This is a genomic window from Gluconobacter sp. NFX36 (assembly GCF_049887835.1).
GTDB classification, from domain to species: domain Bacteria; phylum Pseudomonadota; class Alphaproteobacteria; order Acetobacterales; family Acetobacteraceae; genus Gluconobacter; species Gluconobacter japonicus_A.
On the sequence record NZ_JAGEKJ010000004.1, the window covers coordinates 80451 to 101512 of the forward strand.

At 55.3% G+C, this 21062-nt stretch carries 19 protein-coding genes; 11 read left to right on the forward strand and 8 right to left on the reverse strand.

Annotated elements, in window-relative coordinates; translation table 11 throughout:
* Positions 1-33: 33 nt before the first annotated feature.
* The gene (locus tag J4P41_RS05270) at positions 34-876 is read left to right on the forward strand and encodes a carbon-nitrogen hydrolase family protein (RefSeq protein WP_211568398.1); all 843 of its coding nucleotides are present in this window, start codon (positions 34-36) and stop codon (positions 874-876) included.
* 5 nt (positions 877-881) lie between these two features.
* The gene (locus J4P41_RS05275; RefSeq protein WP_010502223.1) at positions 882-1640 is read left to right on the forward strand and encodes an NAD kinase; all 759 of its coding nucleotides are present in this window, start codon (positions 882-884) and stop codon (positions 1638-1640) included.
* Between the two features lie 2 nt (positions 1641-1642).
* Here J4P41_RS05275 and J4P41_RS05280 read toward each other — a convergent pair whose 3' ends face one another.
* Genes J4P41_RS05280 through J4P41_RS05290 form a run of 3 tightly spaced genes read right to left on the reverse strand, consistent with a single transcriptional unit; the run spans position 1643 to position 4045 of the window.
* Positions 1643-2575 carry a 2-hydroxyacid dehydrogenase gene (locus tag J4P41_RS05280; protein ID WP_211568399.1) on the reverse strand — a complete coding sequence of 311 codons (933 nt, stop codon included), beginning with the start codon at positions 2573-2575 and terminating at the stop codon, positions 1643-1645.
* A 22-nt stretch (positions 2576-2597) separates the two neighbouring features.
* On the reverse strand, positions 2598-3083 hold the full coding sequence (locus J4P41_RS05285) for a low molecular weight protein-tyrosine-phosphatase (RefSeq protein ID WP_211568400.1): 486 nt from the start codon (positions 3081-3083) through the stop codon (positions 2598-2600).
* Complete coding sequence (locus J4P41_RS05290; protein WP_426066350.1) at positions 3065-4045, reverse strand: AEC family transporter; 981 nt, start codon at positions 4043-4045, stop codon at positions 3065-3067. Before J4P41_RS05290 ends, J4P41_RS05285 begins: the two co-directional genes overlap by 19 nt.
* Positions 4046-4077: 32 nt before the next feature.
* On the opposite strand from J4P41_RS05290, the gene J4P41_RS05295 reads away from it, so the two are divergent.
* From J4P41_RS05295 to holA, 6 genes are all read left to right on the forward strand, one after another.
* Positions 4078-4518 (forward strand): hypothetical protein, encoded by a 441-nt coding sequence (locus J4P41_RS05295; protein ID WP_426066351.1) that lies wholly within the window; start codon positions 4078-4080, stop codon positions 4516-4518.
* A gap of 1011 nt (positions 4519-5529) precedes the next feature.
* Positions 5530-7656, forward strand: coding sequence for a hypothetical protein (locus J4P41_RS05300; RefSeq protein WP_426066352.1), 2127 nt, complete (start codon positions 5530-5532; stop codon positions 7654-7656).
* Between the two features lie 207 nt (positions 7657-7863).
* Positions 7864-8313 (forward strand): DUF3576 domain-containing protein, encoded by a 450-nt coding sequence (locus J4P41_RS05305; protein WP_426066449.1) that lies wholly within the window; start codon positions 7864-7866, stop codon positions 8311-8313.
* A 7-nt stretch (positions 8314-8320) separates the two neighbouring features.
* A complete protein-coding gene (gene leuS / locus J4P41_RS05310) occupies positions 8321-10918 on the forward strand; it encodes a leucine--tRNA ligase (protein WP_426066353.1) in 2598 nt (865 codons plus the stop codon).
* Positions 10919-10920: 2 nt separating this feature from the next.
* On the forward strand, positions 10921-11577 hold the full coding sequence (locus tag J4P41_RS05315; RefSeq protein WP_426066354.1) for a hypothetical protein: 657 nt from the start codon (positions 10921-10923) through the stop codon (positions 11575-11577).
* A complete protein-coding gene (holA, locus tag J4P41_RS05320) occupies positions 11577-12578 on the forward strand; it encodes a DNA polymerase III subunit delta (RefSeq protein ID WP_426066355.1) in 1002 nt (333 codons plus the stop codon). Before J4P41_RS05315 ends, holA begins: the two co-directional genes overlap by 1 nt.
* Before the next feature lie 179 nt (positions 12579-12757).
* Here the strand turns inward: holA and J4P41_RS05325 are convergent, their stop codons facing one another.
* Positions 12758-15235, reverse strand: a complete 2478-nt coding sequence (locus J4P41_RS05325; protein WP_327791950.1) for a TonB-dependent receptor plug domain-containing protein — start codon at positions 15233-15235, stop codon at positions 12758-12760.
* A gap of 183 nt (positions 15236-15418) precedes the next feature.
* Between J4P41_RS05325 and J4P41_RS05330 the strand changes: the two genes are divergently transcribed.
* Entirely contained in the window at positions 15419-16636 is a 1218-nt protein-coding gene (locus J4P41_RS05330; RefSeq protein WP_426066356.1) for an SMP-30/gluconolactonase/LRE family protein, read from the forward strand.
* 49 nt (positions 16637-16685) lie between these two features.
* Here the strand turns inward: J4P41_RS05330 and J4P41_RS05335 are convergent, their stop codons facing one another.
* The 4 genes from J4P41_RS05335 to minC form a co-directional block, all read right to left on the reverse strand.
* Positions 16686-17048: a YidB family protein gene (locus tag J4P41_RS05335; RefSeq protein WP_426066357.1), complete on the reverse strand. Its 363-nt coding sequence runs from the start codon at positions 17046-17048 to the stop codon at positions 16686-16688.
* Positions 17049-17124: 76 nt separating this feature from the next.
* On the reverse strand, positions 17125-17406 hold the full coding sequence (gene minE / locus J4P41_RS05340) for a cell division topological specificity factor MinE (protein WP_010502196.1): 282 nt from the start codon (positions 17404-17406) through the stop codon (positions 17125-17127).
* Complete coding sequence (gene minD, locus J4P41_RS05345; protein WP_010502195.1) at positions 17403-18221, reverse strand: septum site-determining protein MinD; 819 nt, start codon at positions 18219-18221, stop codon at positions 17403-17405. Before minD ends, minE begins: the two co-directional genes overlap by 4 nt.
* A 158-nt stretch (positions 18222-18379) precedes the next feature.
* The gene (gene minC / locus J4P41_RS05350) at positions 18380-19117 is read right to left on the reverse strand and encodes a septum site-determining protein MinC (protein WP_426066358.1); all 738 of its coding nucleotides are present in this window, start codon (positions 19115-19117) and stop codon (positions 18380-18382) included.
* 81 nt (positions 19118-19198) lie between these two features.
* Between minC and J4P41_RS05355 the strand changes: the two genes are divergently transcribed.
* Entirely contained in the window at positions 19199-19867 is a 669-nt protein-coding gene (locus J4P41_RS05355) for a glutathione S-transferase family protein (protein WP_023943153.1), read from the forward strand.
* 14 nt (positions 19868-19881) lie between these two features.
* Complete coding sequence (locus J4P41_RS05360) at positions 19882-21057, forward strand: NAD(P)/FAD-dependent oxidoreductase (protein WP_426066359.1); 1176 nt, start codon at positions 19882-19884, stop codon at positions 21055-21057.
* Positions 21058-21062: the final 5 nt, after the last annotated feature.

A 21062-nucleotide genomic window follows, 5' to 3' on the forward strand; every position in this document is an offset into this window, starting at 1 on the left:
GGGAACTACTGTTCCCAGGAAATGTATCAAACCATGCGCGTTGCCCTGATTCAGATGGCCCCTGCGGCTGATCGAAGTGCCAACATTCTTCAAGCCCAACGGCTGGTCTCAGAAGCTGTACACGCTGAGAAGCCTGATCTCGTCGTTCTTCCTGAAATATGGAGTTGTCTGGGAGGATCAACTGAGACCAAACGGGCGAGTGCGGAAGGTTTGCCCAGGCCGGGCGATAAGGGAGGTGTGCTCTATGAAGCGTTGAGGGCAATGGCTCGCGAGCACAAAATCTGGGTTCATGGTGGGTCGATTGGAGAATTGGCTACACCGGACTCTGGCGACAAGCTGGCCAATACCTCACTTGTCTTTAACCCTGATGGTGAAGAATGTGGGCGTTACAGGAAGATCCATCTTTTTGACGTCGTTACGCCTAATGGGGAGGGTTATCGCGAGAGTGACAATTACGTTCCCGGCGAAACGGTTGAAGTTGTCGATATTGATGGGGTCCCGACGGGTTTGGCGATTTGCTACGATCTGAGGTTCGCTGAACTCTTTCTTGCGCTGCGAGCTGCTGATGTGGAGATGATTATTCTGCCTGCAGCCTTCACACAGCAGACGGGTGAAGCACACTGGGATATTCTTGTTCGTGCTCGTGCCATTGAAACACAGGCATGGGTTATAGCTTGCGGGACGACAGGATGGCATGTCGACGGGCAGGGTAATCGACGTCAGACTTATGGTCATTCCATGATCGTCAGTCCGTGGGGAGACGTTGTTCTTCAATTGGGAAGTGAGGAAGGTTGGGGAGTGGCTGAACTGGATCTGGATGAGGTCCAGCAGGTTCGGCAGAGAATGCAGGTTCAGGCGAACAGGCGGTTGATCTGAGCATCATGAAAATCGCTTTTACCGCTGCTGCTACTGATGCTGCGCAAGATGCGCTCGCAACCTTCTCGGCCCGTTATGGCAATGTTCCTCTGGAAAAGGCAGATGTTGCAGTCAGCCTTGGGGGGGACGGGTTTATGCTGGAAACCCTCCATCGGGTATTGGGTCTCGACCTGGCCGTTTATGGTATGAATTATGGGACCATCGGCTTTCTCATGAACACTCCGGATGAGGATAATCTACCGGAGCGTTTGCTCAACGCTCAGCCTTCTCTGCTGCATCCACTTCACATGACTGCCACAACCGTCAGTGGCGAAGTGGTCGAAGGTAAAGCTTTTAACGATGTGTTTCTCTTTCGTCAGACGCGGCAGACGTCCAGAATACGGATTGAGATTGATGGCCGGATAAGGCTTGAGGAACTGATCTGTGATGGAGTGATTGTTGCTACACCAGCAGGTTCAACGGCTTATAACTTGTCCGCGCATGGCCCGATTGTCCCTTTGAGTGCAAACATTCTCCCGTTAACCCCAATCTCAGCGTTTCGTCCAAGGCGATGGAGAGGGGCACTTTTGCCGTCAACGGCGGTCGTTCGACTGACATTGTTGGATACGGACAAGCGTCCGACAGCAGCAGTCGCGGATTTCAAGGAAATTCGGGATGTTGTGGAGGTTGTGGTCAAAGAGGACCGCAAGCAGCATGCTACGGTTCTCTTTGACCCGGATCATGGTCTGTCTGAACGGATTATCGCCGAACAGTTTTTACCCTGAGGTCAGAGGATTGGAGTCAGGAGAGGTTTGCCTTCAAAATGGGCTTTGAGGTTATCCACCATCAGATTGCCCATCAGTGTTCTTGTTTCTACGGTTGCTGAAGCCTGATGGGCTTGGAGTACGGCATTATCCAAAGTGAAAAACTCTGGATTGATATTGGGCTCGTTTTGGAAAACATCGAGGCCTGCCCCGAAAATGCGTTTTTGCTTCAGGGCCGCGAGCAGGGCAGTTTCATCAACGACTGAACCGCGTGCGATGTTGACGAGAACACCGTTTGGTCCGAGTGCGTCCAGAACTTCAGCGTCGACCATGTTCGCTGAGCGTGGGCCGCCCGAAACAGCCAGAACAAGAACGTCGGACCATTCTGCCAGAGCCTTCAGGTCAGGCTCGAAGCGAAGTGTGCTTTCTCTCCGGGGGCGGGAATTGAAGTATGCTACTTCCATGCCGAACGCTGCGGCACGGTTTGCAATGGCCTGACCGATCTGGCCAAAACCTGCGATACCCATACGCTTTTTGGTAACACTTCTGGAAAGGGGCAGTGGTTGTTTTGACCATTGTCCCGCGCGAACGAAGCGATCATTCAGAACCGTTTCTCGCATGACGGAAAGCATGAGGGCTATGGCCATGTCCGCCACGTCGTCTGTCAGCGTTCCAAGCGTTGTCGCAACACCGATTTTGCGCTGGCGGGCTTCTTCCAAGTCAATCTGGTCTGTGCCTACGCCGTTGACTGAAATAACCTCAAGAGCAGGTAATGCATCCATGATAGGGCGTGGAAGACCTGAACCGCCTCCCGTCGCGACGCCGCGGATCTTGTCTGCATAAGAAGCAAGAGGCTCGGTCCCTTCATACGGATGGACTGTAAACAGGCTTTGCAGTCGTTCTGTAATGGCTGGAGGGAACTGATCGATTGCCAGAATGTCGGGACGGGAAGACAAAGCGGTTCTCCAATCTGGGATGTTAAGACTCAACCGGGCCAAGTTCTTTTTCGGCAAGATGATGGCAGGCGGCTTCGACTTCCTGCCAGGTGACATCAAAGCCTTCATCCGAACCGTAATACGGATCGGCGACAGCATCTCCGTGACGGCCGGGAAGGTGATCCAGCATCAGGGAAACGCTGGCCTTGCTGCCATCGGGTTGGAGATCGCGCAGGTAAGACAGATGAGAATGATCCAGGGCAAGAATATGATCAAAGCGCTCGAAGTCTTCGCGCGTCACCAGCCTGGCCCGAAGATTTGACGCATCCAGTCCATGCTGACGTGCAACGCGGCAGGCTCGGGGGTCGGGAGGGTAACCGAGATGCCAGTGACCTGTTGCGGCGGAATCAATATCGAGTGTCAGGCCTCGGATCATAGCTTCACGGCGCATGGCAAGTTCTGCAAGTGGGGAGCGACAGATATTGCCTGTGCAGACAAACAGGAAACTCTTCAAGCGCCGGTGAGCCATATAAAAAATGCCATTGTTGCGATGGAACTGAGTGTTCCGAAAAACAGGACCGATGCGATTTCTCTTTCGAGCACATGGTAGCGCATCGCCAGGATAACGTTGATGGAAGCGCTCGGGATTGCCATCGTCAATACACTTTCTTGAAGCGCCTGTAGAGGAAGATGCCACAGGCGCGCGATGATGTAGATTGTGCCCGGGATCACAATGTTTCGAACGACGACAATCGTGCCGACCAGTGGGCTGAAGCGGACCTGCCGGGTAAACAGCACGACGCCTGAAGCAAAAAGTGCTGCACCGCCTGTGGTCCGCCCTAATAACTGGAGAGAACCTTTCAGGAAGTGCGGAATGAAAGCGCCTGCACACACAAGGAGCAGGGCCATCAGCGGAACCCAGACGACGGGTTCCCGGCAGGAGTGTAGGAGGTGCCCGACTAGCTCTTTTAATTCGTCGCGTCGTTCCGTAGAGGGGGGGCGGGGTTGGCGGCCTTGATGATCGTGACCCATCATGATGAGTGTGATGGGGAGCTGGATCAGGTTCATTGCAAGCGCGGCGATGGAGATGGGGACGCCGCTGGCTGCGCCAAAAATCTGACCAAGGACCGGAATGCCAATGAAGGGTACGGAAGGCCCAGTCACGGTCATGGCGATCATGGCCGCTTCGCTCAGACGGCGTTTGAATGCAAAACGAAAAATTGAAAAGACAACAAAATATCCACCAACCATCGCTAGAAGGATAAGGGCGGCGACCGGGCCGGCAGACAGGACCTGTACTTTCGGTGTGCTGAGAATGGACACCAGAAGCTCAAGCGGGAGGGCATAGAGCATAACCAGTCGTGTTAGGACACCTGCTTGCTGGGCATCGAAGTCTTTACGATAAGCTGCGAAGTAACCGAAGCCGAGCGTGACCAGGATCGGAAGGATTGCTTCTACGATCGTGAGCAGCAGGTTGGGAGAACTGGTCATGTGATGCTCATAAAAATACGGAAGTTCCAGCTGTGTCAGGGATCTTTCGTAATGACATCGTTACCATCCGTCCATCCCTGACGGATCAGGTAGTGATTGACCTGATGTCTCGGGAGTGTCTTTCTGGAGCGGATCTGTCCCATTTTTCTCATGGTCAAAACATGCAGTCCATTTTCGATACGTTGATCGGCTTTATCCTGATGCTAGTGGGGCTGATTGTGGCCGCAATCAGCTTCATCGAGGTGCTGGCACGGCATGCCTTGGACAGCATTGGAGTTCATGGGGCGATCCAGACTGTCGTGCTTCTAATTCTGTTCGTTGCACTCGTTGTAGGAGCGTTTCGTATCTTTGGCCGGTTGCTGGCTGTTCTCCTCGTGGCGGCGTTTATCGTCTATGGTGTGTATGCCCTCCTGGGGCTCCCGCACACCATCTCCGTGCCGGGCGTGTCACAGGATAAAACAATCAGTTTTTGAGGGAGTGTGGTGTCCGCGAGAGGATTCGAACCTCCGGCCCCAGGATTCATACCACTTCGACTTTCGCCGCCACACTCTTGGTCGAGTGCGTTCGTGGTCTGGACTGTCTCTTCGCCAGGGGGTGTTAAAGCCCAGGCGTCGCCCGTACAGTCTCTACACCTTCTTTCTGCCGCAACAGAAAGCTTGGCTCGGGATTGGCACGACTCAAGAAAATCAGAGCGTTCCCCGAATTTGAGCGAATCCACTATGGAGTTTCCAACCATAGCGCCCAATTCAAACTTAGGAATCCTGTGCTCTATCCTGCTGAGCTACGCGGACACACGCTGCAAGTGTTATCGTATGGTCGTATTTTCTGCAAGCTGATGATAGGAAGAGGCGGGACGTGAAAAAATACGTTAAAAATTAAAAAACTAAATTTTTTCAAACATTATCCTTCTGGAAAACTTATGAAAATTAAATTAGTTTTTTGATAAAATTTAACAAATATTATTTCGTTACTCCTTGCGGTGACGGCTGATTTTGTCAACAGGCTACTGCGCTAAAAGGAAGATGATTCTTGCACTTTCGTTTTTGCTGTGCTTCCAGTCGCCGTCAGCTTGCAAGGTTTCTTGATATGGAATTTTTAGAAACATCTATATCGAGACGCTGATTTCAGGCGACTTTCCGTGCGCAGGCTGCCTTATGGATGGCATAGTAGGAAAGTTGAAATGTCTGGGGGTCTACCTGGTCATCTTAATTGTGATGGTACAGGTTTTGCAGACCTCCAAAAAATGGCCGTAATCCATTGTGAGTTTGAAGCTCGTATGGCGGAGAGGTAGCCGCGGAGTACGGTCAGCGTTTGGGTAGGAAGGATGGCAACGCCGCAACCCTGTTCCTACAGCATGTGCTTTGAAGCGCAGCTCCAGGTTTGCTTTGATTGAGGGTGCTTGTCATGAGTTCGTATCGGATGTCTGTTCGGGGTCGGTGTCATTTTCGTCCGGAACCATGTTCTGATTACGGGCATTGATGGGTATGACCAAAATGCTTTCCGGTTCCGTACGTCAGGTTCGCGAGACCGATCCCACATTGCTTCGTCTGAAATTGATTGGTCAGATGGAGGCGCGCACCCTGACCGGAGAAAGTGTTCTTCCTGTGGGTGGGAAAACGCGTGCTCTTCTGGCTATTCTTGCCTTGTCGGACAGAAAGCCTGTTTTGCGCTCACGGCTCGCGGAGTTGCTGTGGAGCCGGCGACCTGAAGATATGGCGCGTGCTTCCCTGCGACAGGAAATTCACCGTCTTCTTGATGCGTTGAGCCCCGTTGGCGTTGAGTTTCTGGATGTACAGCGCCATTCGCTGACATTGAAGCCAGCTCTGACTTCCGTAGACGCTGAGCGTATCCTGACAGCCAGCGTTCGTACTATTGAGACCATTCCGGCGCCTGAGCAAATTTTGCTTGGGGAGCTGAGTGGCGTAGATCCGGCTCTTGATGAGTGGCTGGAGCAGCAACGCGAAAGGCTGTCTCATCATCTCCTGACGCTTTATGAAGGTTGTCTGCGTGAACTGACGGACCCTGAGCAGGTTGATGATGTTACAGATCGTCTTCTCAAGGTTGATCCCCTCAACGAAGCTGCCTGGCGTGCCAAAGTGCAGAATGCTCTGCGGCGGGGGGAGCATGCTCGGGCTACGGCTCTCGCGGAACAGGCTACACGGGTCCTGGGGCAGGAAGATACGCTTCATCCCTTGACCCAAGGGGTGCTGGGAAGTGTTCTCAAAGGCGCGGGGCTGGACTGTCCTGTCACGGTTCCGGATACTGCGGGGGCCGAAGATGTTGCGGTTCAGTTTTCAGTAGAAGAAGATCACTTCTCAAGAGGCACACCTTACCAGCGACCTGATCCCATGCTGGCGTTGCCTTTGCATCTTGCCAGAGTGGCCGCAGGGCAGGCTCGCAAGGTTTCCTTATTGATCCTGACGCCTTTTACAATGGATTCAGGCAATGAAACCGCGTTGAAATGTGCGACCAGCCTCAGTGATCAGTTTGAACTGCTGTTCGTGCATGTCGAGACGTTTGATATCGTTGCGAAACCAGAGGGGTTCGTCGCTGATCCTGTGAATCCCATGGCGTCGTATCGTAGTCTTGGTGCGGACTACGTTATCACGGGCGCTGTTCGAGCCGGTGCTTCAGATCACGCGCTTCGTCTGATCCTGAAGGTTATGGATGTGCGGGCAGGTGGCGTAATCGTCTGGGGTGCGCATTATGACTTTCCTGATCGGGACCCGGGGTCGGTAGCATCTGGATTGATAGGCCCGGCAGCGGCAATGCAGTGGGGGCTGTTGCTGGCGGAAGCCCGTCGGGTCGCCAATCGGACGGATGGCGAACTTTCAGCTCTTGGAAAAATGGCTCGGGTTTTCAAGCTTCTGCTTAAAGGGAACAGCGAGGTTTTCCCGAATGTCAGCCAGCTTCTGGATATGGCTGCCATTGAGGACCCGCGTGAGGGCAATGTCCCTCTAATGCGCGTGCTGTATTGTCTGATCCGTTATGAAAATGATTGGAGTGATGAGGGGACGAAATTGCTGGCGCAGGGCGTTCAGTCTGCCCGACAGCTCGTCACTCTCAAGCCTGATGCATCGGGTGGAGCCGTTCTTCTTGCGACGTTGCTGATGCATGATCGGGCTTCTTTTCCGATGGCGCGGTCTATTGTTCGGATGCAGGCGCAGGCTCTGGAGGATCTGAAATGCGGAAGTGGTCTTCCTGACTATCTGCTGTGTCAGTTGTTACTGTGTCTGTTTGATGAAGATTTGAAAGGCGCGGCGCAACTTGCCGGGCGGCTTCGAAACAATCCGTATCATTCACCGCTTTATATCCTGATCAGGCCATTTTTCATGATGGTCATGATGTTGGGGGGAGAACGTCGGGACGTCATCGAAATGGGGCGTTTGATGGCGGGTCTATACCCCAATTATCCGAGTGCGCTGGTCTATTATCTTGTTGCTCTTGTTGAAGAAGATGAAAACCTGGAAGAAATTCAGCACGTTCGGGATCATCTGACGCGACTGGTTCCGGATCTGACGATAGCAAAGATTCTGAGCCGTTTCCCCTATCTGGGAGAGGCAAAAAAGACTGAACTGCATCAGGCTTTTCTGACCGCAGGCCTGACATAAGGCTTCTATAAATCGGGAGGGCGCTTGGCCTCGCCCGATGGGCGCGATATGAACACGGAATTGATGTTGTCAGGATACAGGTTTCGCCAGTCTGTATCCATGCCCGTGACGGCCTTGGCCCGGCCCGCAGGACCCTCCATGATGTCTCGTACACAGATGACTGCTTCCCGCTCTTTCCACCGCTCCGCAGTTCGCGTGGCTCTCGGTATGCTTGCACTTGGAACGGTCGCTGCCTGCGGCGGCGCCCGCGATCCGAGCAGCCTGACAGCGCCTCGTAATCATCTTCTTGGTGTTGATCGTGGGGCGGAAGGCGGTGCCGATCAGCTCAAGGGCGGTGTGAACGCCTATCTCTGGCGTGGGGCGATTGACACTCTCTCCTTTATGCCGCTGGCATCTGCCGATGCTGTTGGTGGTGTCATTCTGACTGACTGGTATCAGCCCCCTGCCAGTAAGGATGAACGCTTCAAGATTGCAGCCTATGTGCTTGATCGCCGGATGCGTTCTGACGCCCTGCGTGTTTCCGTTTTCCGCCAGGTCCGTCAGGATGGAGAATGGCAGGACACGTCGGTCTCAGCGACAACGACTTCTGATATCACAACCCGTATCCTGACCCGTGCACGCCAGTTGCGTGCTGAAAATGGCGAGCGGGGCAACTGAGTTAGACATGAGCGATTCCACGACCCCGGCTTTCGATTTTCACTCAAGAGAGCCGTTCTGGCAGACCGAATGGAAACAGCGGAACGTCTTTGCTGTTCCTGACGTACCTCCTGCTGATCGTCCGAAGTACTACGTCCTTGAGATGTTTCCGTACCCTTCCGGGCAGCTTCATGTCGGGCATGTGCGGAACTATACGCTTGGAGACGTCGTAGCGCGTTACAAGCGTGCGCGTGGCTTCTCTGTGCTGCATCCGATGGGATGGGATGCGTTCGGGCTTCCAGCGGAAAATGCTGCCCGGGAGCGGAATGTACACCCTGGTAAGTGGACGATGGAAAACATCGCTACCATGCGCGGAACATTGCAGCGCCTGGGCTTCTCGCTGGACTGGGATCGTGAGATCGCGACTTGCCTGCCGGAATATTACGGCAAGCAGCAGAAGCTGTTTCTGGACATGCTGGCGGGTGGTCTGGTCGAGCGTCGTGATTCGTCGGTTAACTGGGACCCGGTGGATCAGACTGTTCTGGCTAACGAGCAGGTCGTTGAGGGGCGCGGCTGGCGTTCAGGGGCACTGATTGAGAAGAAGGTTCTCTCGCAGTGGTTCCTGAAGATTACGAAGTTCGCGGAACCTTTGCTCGACAGTCTGGGGCAGCTTGATCGTTGGCCCGAGCGTGTCCGCACTATGCAGGAGCGCTGGATCGGTCGTTCTGAAGGGGCGCGGGTGCGGTTCGCGCTGCATAATCCGCCTGCCGGGTTCGACATAAATCTGGACGGCATCGAAGTCTTCACGACGCGTCCTGATACACTGTTTGGTTTGAGCTTCGTTGGCATCGCTGCGGACCATCCGCTGGCGGCCAAGGTTGCGAAAACCAATCCGGCCGCTGCCGGGTTCATCGAAGAATGCCGCCGTCTCGGAACATCCGAGGAAGTGATTGAAGCGGCTGAAAAGCTTGGTTTCGACACAGGTCTTCGTGTCAGCAATCCGCTGAACCCGGATCAGTCCGCTCCGATCTGGATCGCGAATTTCGTACTCATGGATTACGGAACAGGCGCGGTATTCGGTTGCCCCTGTGGCGATCAACGCGACCTTGATTTTGCTCGTAAGTACGATCTGGCTGTTCCGCAGGTGCTGCTGCCTGCTGGCGAAGATGCCGAGACGTTCACGGTTGGCAAGAAGGCCGTCATCGGAGACGCGAAACTCTACAACTCCGGCTTCCTGGACGGGCTTGATGTCGCTGTTGCCAAGAAAACGGTTATTGAACGTCTAGAAGGCATGGGCGTCGGGCAAGGTGTCGTAAACTGGCGTCTGCGTGACTGGGGCATTTCACGTCAGCGGTACTGGGGTTGCCCGATCCCTGTCATTCACTGTGACAACTGTGGTGCGGTGCCTGTTCCAGATGATCAACTGCCGGTCGTCCTACCGGAGGACGTGACGTTTGACCGTCCAGGAAACCCGCTGGACCATCACCCGACATGGAAGCATGTGGCTTGCCCGAACTGTGGTGCCCCGGCGACCCGCGAGACCGATACGTTCGATACGTTTGTCGATAGTTCCTGGTATTTCGCGCGATTCACGAGCCCTCATGCCGCGACCCCGACGCTTCCGGAAGCCGCCAATGGCTGGCTCCCGGTTGACCAGTATATTGGTGGGATTGAACACGCGATCCTGCATCTGCTGTATGCGCGCTTCTTTACCCGGGCGATGCATGAGACGGGTCATCTTGGAATTGATGAGCCGTTCGATGGCCTGTTTACGCAGGGCATGGTGACGCACGAAAGCTACAAGGATTCGAGCGGCTGGCTCTATCCGGAAGAGGTTGAGCGTCGTGGAGAGCAGGTTGTTCGCCGCGATAACGGAACGCCGGTTCAGGTGGGCCGGTCAGAGAAAATGTCCAAGTCCAAGCGCAATACGGTTTCCCCTGTGGAAATCATTGAGCGGTTTGGCGCGGATACGGCCCGTTGGTTCGTGCTGTCGGACAGCCCGCCAGAACGCGATATGGAATGGACGGCGTCCGGTGTTGCGGCTGCGGCCCGTTTTGGTCAGCGTTTGCATCGTCTGGTCTCAGCAGTTGCGAGTGCAGATGCCATCGACAGCGCCCATGGTGTCGTAGGAGATGATCTGCGTCGCGTGACACATCGGACGATTGCGGCTGTCACAGAGGCGCTGGAGGCTTTCACGCCTAACGTTGCGGTTGCAAGGTTGCACGAACTGACGTCTGCTCTGGCGGAGGCGCAGGGCAAACAGGGAGAAGGGCTGGCAGCGGCCCGTCGTGAAGCTGCGTCGGCTCTGTGTCTGCTGACCGCTCCCATGATGCCGCATCTGGCGGAAGACATGATGGCCGTACTTGAGCCGAATGGTGATCTCGTTGTGGACAGGGCGTGGCCGGAAGCTCAGGATGAATGGCTGGCGGTACAGAGCGTCACAATCGGTGTTCAGGTTCTTGGAAAGCTGCGTGGCACCATTGAGGTGCCGCCGGATGCGCCGAGGGATCAGGTGCTGGCTGCCGCGAAAGCCGAGCCGAACGTGGCCCGCGCGCTCGAAGGCAAGCGTCTCGTGAAGGAAATCCACGTTCCAAACCGGATCGTCAATTTTGTAGTGGCAGGCTGATCGTGAAGCGTCGCAGTGTTCTGACCATGGCAGGCTTTCTGATGTTGGGGGGGTGTGGTTTCACCCCTCTCTATGGAAAGCTTTCCCCGACAACGGATGTTTCTACTGAACTTTCACAGGTTTATGTGGCGAACATTCAGGGGCGCTATGGTCAGCAACTGCGGTTGGCTCTTCAGAAAAATCTTTCAGGTGCAGGACCTGAAAACCCGCAGCGTTACACATTGCGGGTCAATTCCGGAGCCAATACGGAAGCCATTGATATTCACCAGGACAACACGTCTGGTCGAAATCGTGTGACGGGTAGTGCGCATTGGCAGCTCTTCACGGTAGAACAGTCTCCCCAGCTTCTGACGCAGGGGGATGTCAATACGCTGGACGGATACAATACGACGTTTGAGCAGTACTTTGCCCAGACGCTGAACGATGAAACGGCCAAAGGACGCGTTGCTCAGACTCTGGCGCAGAATTTGACCCAGCAATTGGCAATCTGGTTCAGATCCCACAATACCCCTTCCAAAAATACTCAGGAAGATCTGCCGCGTTATATCAATACCGACAGAATGCCTTCTGATAATGGCACTTCAACAGAGAAGGTCGGTGCAGATGGCTTCCCGGCATCGGCAACGGGACGAATTTCTCAGGGAACCATCACCAACTAATGAAGGTTGAGACCCGTAATATCGGGCGTGCCTTGGCTGATGCGGGGACATGGCGCGCCATTCTCCTCCATGGAGAAGATTCTGGCCTGATCCGTGAACGTGCTGCACACTCTGTTCGTCTGGTAGCAGAAACGCTCGATGATCCTTTTCGTGTGGCGCAGCTGGACCGGGATACTCAGGACCGTCTGGAAGATGAAGCAACGGCGCTGTCCCTGATTGGTGGGCGACGTGTGGTCTGGGTTAGGGATGCGCAGGATTCCGTAACGCCTCTTTTGGCGCGGGTTCTGGAGACGCAAACGGATACCCTCATTGTCATTGAGGCGCCGGGGCTGTCCTCCCGGTCCAAATTGCGAGCCTTGGCGGAAAGCCGCAAAGATGTTGCTTCCATCGCCTGTTACCCGGAAGAGGGACGTGCGCTTTCCCAGACTGTTACGGAAGCTTTATCACAGGCGGCAGTTTCGATTGACCGTGATGCCTTGACCTGGTTGATGGGGCGACTGGGGGCTGACAGGAGCGGAGTCCGGAGCGAAATCGAGAAGCTTGTTCTCTACGCAGGCGCTAACGGACGACTGGATCTGGATGCGGTTCAGGATTGCGTAGGAGATGCCGGAGGAAGCTCTCTGGAAGATGCCGTATTCGCGGCGTTGTCTGGCAATCGGGAAGAGGCGGATCAGGCTCTTGAGCGTGCTCTGGCTGATGGGGCAAACCCTGTCGCTGTGGCTCGTGCTGTTCTGGGGGTTCTGGTGCGGTTGCAAAAGGTGGCGCTTGCCGTGAAGAGCGGGCAGGGGCGCGCAGAGGCTATGAAGTCGCTTAAGCCGCCTGTGTTTTTCAAACGGACGGCCGCTTTTAATCACGCGCTTGATCGCTGGACAAGTGACGCTCTAGCGCGGGCTATGCGGGAAACGCAGGCTTTTGAGTTGGCATGTAAGCAGAGTGGGACGCCTGATATTGCGCTCTGCCGGAGGCATATTGCGTCTCTCTGTGGGATCTGGAAGCGCTGATCCGTTTTCCCTAGGGCATTCTTAAAATGATGAGGTGTTGTGGCTGTAACCGGACGATGTGTCTGTGTGCAGCGACAGGGAAAAAGAACCGCAACCTCTGAAAACACAGGCGTCCGATGATGACGTCGAGATGGTTGAGAAGACTGGCGGAGAACAAAGGCTCCACCAGTCTGAAGGCGTTAAAAGCGGGCGGAGACGTCGAGGTAGTAATAGCCTCCCGTAATTCCGAGCTGATTGGTGCTCATGTAATATTTTGGAGCACCGAGGTAACGGTTTTCTTTTGGTACGGCGGATGGGTACGCGGCGAAGATGTTGTTGCCACCAATCGTCGCGCTCCAGTGCTGGTTAATATTGTAGGTGACGGACGCGTTGGTCGTCCATTTCGGGGCATTCTGGAACTCGAGATAGTTCGTGGTCGAGAACGCATTGGGGCCTGTGTAGTAAGTCAGGTTCGATGTGGTCTGGCCATAGCGGATTTCATGAACCGCCACTGCCCATGTGTTGTTGGGAGAATGCCAGCGGCCACCGAAAATGATCTTGGAGCGCGGATAAGCTGTCGTCAGATAGGCGAGTGTTGGGATTGTCAGCAGGTTCGCGCCCGTGGTGGTGGTGCCCTGATGACGTAGACGCGTCCGGTTCAGGTTGATCGCAACATCCCAGTCCACATGTCCGAAGCGGCCGAACTCGCTTGGGTAGGTCGCATTGATATCCAGGCCCTGTGTGCGCGTCGTGGCGACGTTGGCGAACCAGTATGTTGAAAGCTGACCGGCTCCCCAGCTTTCGGAGCCAGCAGGAAGCGGGAAGTTGTTCATGGCAAGAGCGCTGTAGGCATCCGATCCGTAAATCGTTCCACCTGGCTGGATGCGGTCGCGGAGGTCGATCTGATAGGCGTCGACCGTCACGTGCAGCTTGCGAATCGGTTCGACGACGATGCCACCCTCTACGCTTGTGGCCTGTTCAGGCTTCATCTGGGATGCGCCGTTGGCAAGCGCACCAGCAGAATTGGCTGCAATCAGGCCTCGTGCGGCAGTTGGGGAGACAGCCAGCGCGGAATAATGCTGCTGGGCCAGTGTCGGGGCATGGAAGCCGCTGCTGAAGGTTCCACGGACGGCAAAGCGAGGGCTGAAGTCATAACGCGTGGAGATCTTGCCTGTCTTGGCATTTCCGACATCGGTGTAGTGCTCGATGCGACCCGCCAGATCGACCTGCCAGTTCTTCATCAGGTGCGTTGCAATGTCGATGTAGCCAGATGCAACATCACGCGACCAGTTGCCGGCGTTATAAGACGTTGTGCCAGGAATACCGTCAGCGCCTGTGCCGGCCGTGCTGTCTGCCGAGCCTGTGCCCATGGAATAAGATTCATAACGATACGCAGCGCCACCAGCCACGTTGATGCTGTGGGGCCAGAACGAGAAGTTGAACTTGCGGGAAAGGTCAAGACTGCTCGTCCACTGCGAGTTGTTATAACCCTGCGCGTTGTAAAAATTCGTCGGTGTTCGGCCTGATGCTTTATATACGGCACTATTGATTGTGCTGAGGGCATCAAACCGATCGAAATCGCGGCCATAGACTGTGGAAAGGTCCCAATGCCAGCCCGCCAGCATGCCTTTGAAACCAGCTGTTAGCTCGTAATCGTTTTCTTCCAGCCCGAGGATTGGTGAGTAGCCATATGGATACTTCGCGGCATATCCTGGGTAGGCGGTCAGCGTCGAAGGCAGGCGATAATTCTGGTAGGACTCTGCGTGGCGGTGCGCGTAGGTTGCGCTTCCATAGGCCTGAACATTTTCCGTGATGTCGTAACCGGCAGTGACGGCAACGCTTTCACGCGTCTGTTCGGGCTGGCTCAGAACCTGGTTGGTGTACTGGTTCGTACGGTTGTCTTTGCCGGACCGAAAAGCATGGTCCTGATGCACGAAATCGCCGCCAATATGAACATAACCGCGGTTATGAATATTGAAGCCGCCATCCAGATAGACGCCCTGCTGGAAGCCATCTCCTTCGCTGGTAATGCCAGTGTTGGAGCGCATGTTTAGGCCGTGATCCTGCTTTTTGGTGATGATGTTCACCACGCCAGCAATCGCGTCAGACCCGTACTGGGCTGAAGCCCCGTCGCGCAGAACTTCTATATGATCGATCATCGACATGGGAAGCATGTCGATATCAACGGGTGTCGCGCCCTGTGACGGGCCCGGATCGGCATAAATGTTTGCTGTCGTGTGACGGCGTTTGCCATCAACGAGCACAAGGGTCTCGTTCGGGTTCAGGCCTCTGAGAGCGATTGTGTCCGTGAGCGCGCCTGCGTCAAAGCCAGCCGTTGGGACAGTTAGGGATGGGAGCAGAAGCGAAAGGGCGTCACGCAGGGTTGGCTGACCTGTGGCTGCGAGTTGCCGGTTTGAAACAACGTCGATCGGGGAAATCGAATCGCGTGCTTTCTTACCGAATTCGCGTGTGCCGGTGACGATGACAGACTCATTGCCACCGGAAACATCCCTGGTTCGGACTGACGAGACGGATGTACGGTTTTTTGTCTTCTTGTGAGGGGTTTCGGCTTTTGCTGTAGGCGCTGCACAGAGTCCTGTAACCGGCATGGCAAGGGAGGAGCCAAGAAGAGTGGTACCTAGAAGCACAATATGCCGGGAGGAAAAACGTACAGACACGATTTCACGATCTCACAAGAGTGAATTAACAATTAGACAGATTGCTATCGTGTATCGGTTTGGTCAACGGAATTTCTTCCGTTTCAATAACATTTGCGTATTTCTTGCTTCAGTGTGGCGCCGTTCCATCACTTGAAGCGTTATGACACAGAAATGTTGTAATGAAAAATGGGAGTTTGATCTGTGAAACGTCGCCATTTTCTGCGAACGGCCTCGATAGCCCCTGCATCTCTGGCCGCTGCGCCATGGGGAATGTCTTCTGCTTTTGCTGATTCAAATGAAGACAGGGGAACTGTGCCGCATGGTATTTTTGAAGTTGTTGCAAGGTTTGACGGTCCTGGTCCGTCCGGTGTCGTGGTGTTGCCAGAAGGACGCATTTTCGTTGGCTTTCCAAGGCATGCCGTGAACCATACAGGCGCGACGCTTGGAGAGTTGGTGAATGGAAAGGTAGTACCTTATCCCTCGAAAGAAGAAAGCCTTCCCAGTCATCGTTCTGATGCAGAGTGTCTTGTATCCATTCACGGAATGACTTTGGATCGTAATGGACGGATCTGGGCCATTGATGATGGAAAACGAGCTGGTCACCCGATTGGGGCAGGGGCAGCAAAAATTGTCTGCATTGATCCGAAAACCAACACCATTGTGCACAGGATCCTCCTCAAAGAGCCTGTTCTGCTTCCTGACAGCCACATGAATGATCTGCGTGTCTCTCTGTCACATGGGGCGGAGGGAATGGTTTTTGTGACGGACTCTTCATTTGGCACGCAGCCTGCTCTGGTCGTTGTGGATGTCGCAACGGGGCAGGGACGACGGGTTCTGGCCCAGAGCAGGGCTATTCTGCCAGAGCAGGGCTTTCTGGCCATTGTTGAGGGAGAGCCTCGCCAGTATCTGCCTAAAAAGCCACAACTGGTTTCTGGTGGGGTAGATGGGATCGCCCTTACAAAGGACGAGCAGCGGCTTTATTTTGCGCCTCTGACAAGTCGACGTCTTTACAGTCTCCCCGTAGATCTTCTGGCAGATCCCGCGTCAGATGACGCTAAACTCGAAGCGGCTATTCGTGATGAGGGGGAAAAAGGCGTAGCGGATGGCCTAGATTTTGACAGTCATGATCGTCTGTATACCACCAATTATGAACATGACTGTATTCTGCGGCGAGATCCGGATGGATCGTTCAAACTGATGCTTCGTGATCCTCGAATATTGTCGCCGGACGGAATCTTTGCGTCCGAGACGCATGTCTATTGTACGTTTGGGCAATGGAACCGGCTTGCGTCTTTCAATGATGGGAAAGACCGGCGGGAGCCCCCTTATCTTCTGGCCCGGTTCCCCATCGAAGAGGCGGAATCCTACAATGCCTTGCCTGATGCGGCTTTGACCAAGGCTGGAACGCCGGGGGACTGAATGAAAAAGCCCCGACCAAGGAATGTTGGTCGGGGCTTTTTGAGGCTTCTCAGGCTGTCTGTTCGGGAGGAGCCTGTGTGTCAGTCGTATGCTGATCCACCGCTGCCGGAAGAAGCTGGGCCAGAGCCGGAAGGATTGTCGCTGCCGGAAGGCCCGTCTTGGAGACGAGCATCTGGACCTGCTGATCCGTCAGCAGGTTGCGAAGTTCATCCGTGGAAATGGGCAGATTTTCACCGTTCCCAATCCAGGAATGGATCTTCTCTTCAAGTCCAGCACTTTTAGCCTGATTGATAAGCATGTTCAGGCCTTCGCCTTTGAGCATGTCACCAAAGCTGCCACCGAGTTTGTCACCCAACTGGCCACCAAGGGCGCCCATGGCTTGATTGACGATGTTTCCGAAGAAGCCGCTCATAAATGTGTTCCGTACTCTGGTGCGACCAAGTGGCCGCTATGGAAAGATCGCCTGCTGTGTCAGGCCTGCTAGATAATCAGGATGCGCGCTTGTTGCTGAGTTCCTGCGGGACTTCGACGTCGATTTCCAGCATGGAGCATCCGCTGCCACGGTCCAGTTTGATCTGGACCTTGTCCTGATCGACGGCAACATGGCGTGCGATGACTTCCATGATCTCTTTATGAAGCTGCTTCAGGAGGTCCGATTCACCTTCTTCTCCCGCACTGCGTTCATGAGCCAGAAGGATCTGGAGCCGGTCACGCGCAACAGCGCTGCTGGACTGCTGCCGTCGCGTGAAAAGGTTTGCGAGAAAGCTCATGCCGCACCTTTCTTGCCAAACAGCCAGTCGAGAAAGCCGCGCTTCTCAGTCGGCACGGAAACATCAATTTTTTCACCAGCCAGACGGCGAGCGGCTTCGAAATAGGCGCGGGCCGGAAGGCTTTCAGGAGAAGACAGCGTGACAGGAGCGCCGACGTTCGAGGCCTTCAGCACATCTTCGCTTTCCGGAACGATACCCACGAGCGGGATGGACAGGATTTCCAGAACGTCTTCAACGCTCAGCATTTCCTTGCGGGCTGCGCGGGCCGGATCGTAGCGGGTCAGCAGCAGGTGCTTTTCGATCTTCTCGCCGCGCTCTGCTTTCTCCGTTTTGCTGTCCAGCAGGCCGATGATGCGGTCTGAGTCACGGACGGAGCTGACTTCCGGATTGGTTACGATTACTGCGGCATCGGCGTGATACATGGCAAGCTGTGCGCCACGTTCGATACCGGCCGGGCTGTCACAGATGACCCAGTCAAACTTTTCGCGAAGTTCTTCCATGACGCGGGCCACGCCTTCGGATGTCAGGGCATCCTTGTCGCGCGTTTGGGAGGCGGGAAGAATGGAGAGTGTTTCGCAGCGCTTGTCGCGGATCAGGGCCTGTGACAGGCGGGCGTCACCCTGTACGACGTTGATGAGATCGAACACCACGCGGCGTTCTGCGCCCATGACCAGATCAAGGTTTCTGAGACCGACATCGAAATCCACAACGACAACATTTTGCCCGCTTTGTGCGAGTGCTGCGCCGAGGGCAGCAGTTGATGTCGTCTTGCCGACGCCACCCTTGCCTGAGGTGACAACCAGAACCTTGGCCATGAAAACTCCAAAAACTGCGTCTGCGGCCATTTGCCGCGTCCTGCACGAAAATCGCGCCTATTCCCTGTATCCTATGGGATAGTGAAGCCTTCCGGCAACACGGGAATAGGGGCAGTTTCGTGGCATGAGATCACTTTGATAACGGATCAGCCAATTTCTCAGCGCGGAAGTGGGAGGACCCGGACTCTGTCCTCATCGAGAAGTGCCTGCGCGGCCTGTCCGAAAACGGTGGGGTCGATATCTTCCGTAACAGCGTAGAAACCATCCAAGGCCAGTAATTCAGCTTCCATTCGGGAGGCAAAAATTCTGGCATCTGACTTGCCGCCGACCCCCGCGATCGCCCGACCCCGGAGGATGCCGTAAACGTGGATTGATCCGGCCGCCACGATTTCTGCTCCAGACGAGACGGCTCCCAGGATAACGACGTCTCCTTGCATATGCTGGATGCATTGGCCGGAACGGATCGCGCCTTCCAGAACCAGGGTTTGCCCACCTGATACGGATGACGCTGCGGCTGTGTCTGCTTCTGTTGCCTGCTCCGGGAGGTCAACTTCGCCAGACGGACGACCACCTTCGAAGGACGCTGGCCAGTCCCAGCCGGCAACGGCGGGCCAGGAGCGATCACCGCCCTCAATGCTGATGATACGAACGCCGCGGCTGCGGATGTCGTCAAGGAGGGTGGTCAGACCGGTCGTGTCGGCTGCAAGAAGTCCGAGGTCAAGAATTACCGGCTTCCCGCTGAAAAGGCCGCCGGATCGTACGATCTGCTGGTCGAGGCCAGCCAGCCAGAGGTTCAGTGGCGCTTCTGGCGACAGGACGAGCGCCAGAAAGGAACGGCCACGGGCGCGGATACGCATCGGGGTGGCGGTGGGGGAAGCGGATGCAGTGTCTGACATCGGAAAATTCGTTGGCCCTGTAAGGAAAGCGGTGACGGAGGCTCTTGTGAGCGGGTAGTGGGTGACTTAGAACATGACGTTATGCGTATCCTGCATCACCTTCCACTCTCCCCGCAATGCCGTCTGGTCCGGCTTGTGCTTGGCGAGAAGAGACTGCCCTGTGAACTCGTGATTGAACGGGTCTGGGAGCAGAGTGAGGAATTCCTTGCCCTGAACCCGGCTGGCGAAGTTCCTGTCCTTGTTGAAGAGAATGGTCTGGCCGTTCCCGGAGGACGGGTCATCTGTGAATATCTGGATGAAGCCTATCCGGATACACCCCTGATGGGACGCACGCTGGCAGAACGTGTTGAGGTTCGCCGGTTGATGGACTGGTTTGACACGCGCTTCGCACAGGAAGTCACACGTAATCTGCTTGGTGAGAAAGTGGACAAGCGGTTGTATGGACGTGGTCATCCGGATGGCAATGTGCTGCGGGCTGGTTACGGCAACATGCGCTTTCATCTGGATTATATTGGCTGGCTTGCGGAAACGCGCTCCTGGCTTGCGGGGTCATCCATTTCCATGGCTGATTTTGCTGCCGCCGCGCATCTGTCAGCACTGGATTTCATCGGAGACGTGAACTGGGCCAAGGCGCCTGCTGCCAAGGACTGGTATGCACGGGTTAAATCCCGCCCATGTTTCCGCGGACTTCTGACAGACCGGATGAGTGGCATCACCCCGCCCGGCCATTACGCTAATCTGGATTTCTGAACAGGAATTTGCTCGTGACGTATGATGTGGTGGTCCTTGGGGCTGGCGCGGCTGGCCTCATGGCTGCTGCGAGCGCCGGGCAGAAAGGTGCAAGTGTTCTTGTTCTGGATCATGGGCCCGAGCCGGGCCGCAAGATCCTGATTTCGGGTGGTGGCCGGTGCAATTTCACGCATCTGGAGACCGGGCCGAACTGCTTTATTTCCCAGAATAAACACTTTGCCCGGTCCGCGCTGGCCCGTTACACGCCGCGGGACTTCGTAAAGCTGATCGATCGTTATCGCATCGCCTGGCACGAGAAATCCAAGGGCCAACTGTTTTGCGATGGGTCTGCCCGTCAGATCGTGGACATGCTGATTTCCGAATGTCAGGCAGCGGGCTGCGAAGCGCGCATGCAGACGCGAATTCTGGACGTTCGTTCTGATGGAAATGGCTTTGTGGTGCAGACAGATGCAGGGGATGTTCAGGCGCGATCTGTCATTCTGGCGACGGGTGGCCTGTCTATTCCCAAGCTGGGAGCCTCTGATCTTTCTCTGCGGATTGCAAAGTCGTTCGGTCTGAAGGTCGTGCCGACGGCACCGGCACTTGTTCCTCTGGTGCTGGCGGATGCTGATCCGTCTCTGGCTGGGGTATCTCTGAATGTGGTCGCCACGACGGGCAAGAAGGGACCGCGTTTTGAAGATGGTATGGTCTTCACGCATCGTGGCGTCTCGGGCCCCGCGATCCTTCAGATCTCGTCTTATCTGGAAGCCGGACAATCAGCTCAGATCGATTTGCTGCCGGGAAAAGATGCTTTGAAGATGCTGCTTGAAATCAAGCAGGCGCGTCCAAAGGCTTTGCCTCCCAGCCTGCTGGATGCGCTTCCGTCTCGCCTTGCCAAAGAGCTTGTTGTTGATCTCGGGGATACGATGCTGGCTAATCAGCCGGACAAGAAACTTCGTGCATTGGCGGATCGTCTGTCCCGTTGGGAGATCTCTCCTTCTGGAACCGAAGGGTATGCCAAGGCGGAAGTCATGCGAGGGGGGATCGATACCAGCGGTCTTTCGTCACAGACGATGGAAGCGCGGGATGTGCCGGGGCTTTATATGATTGGCGAAGCTGTGGATGTGACGGGTTGGCTCGGGGGGCACAATTTCCAATGGGCCTGGTCTAGTGGAGTTGCAGCAGGGCAGGCAGCGGCTGAGCGCAAATAAGCTGG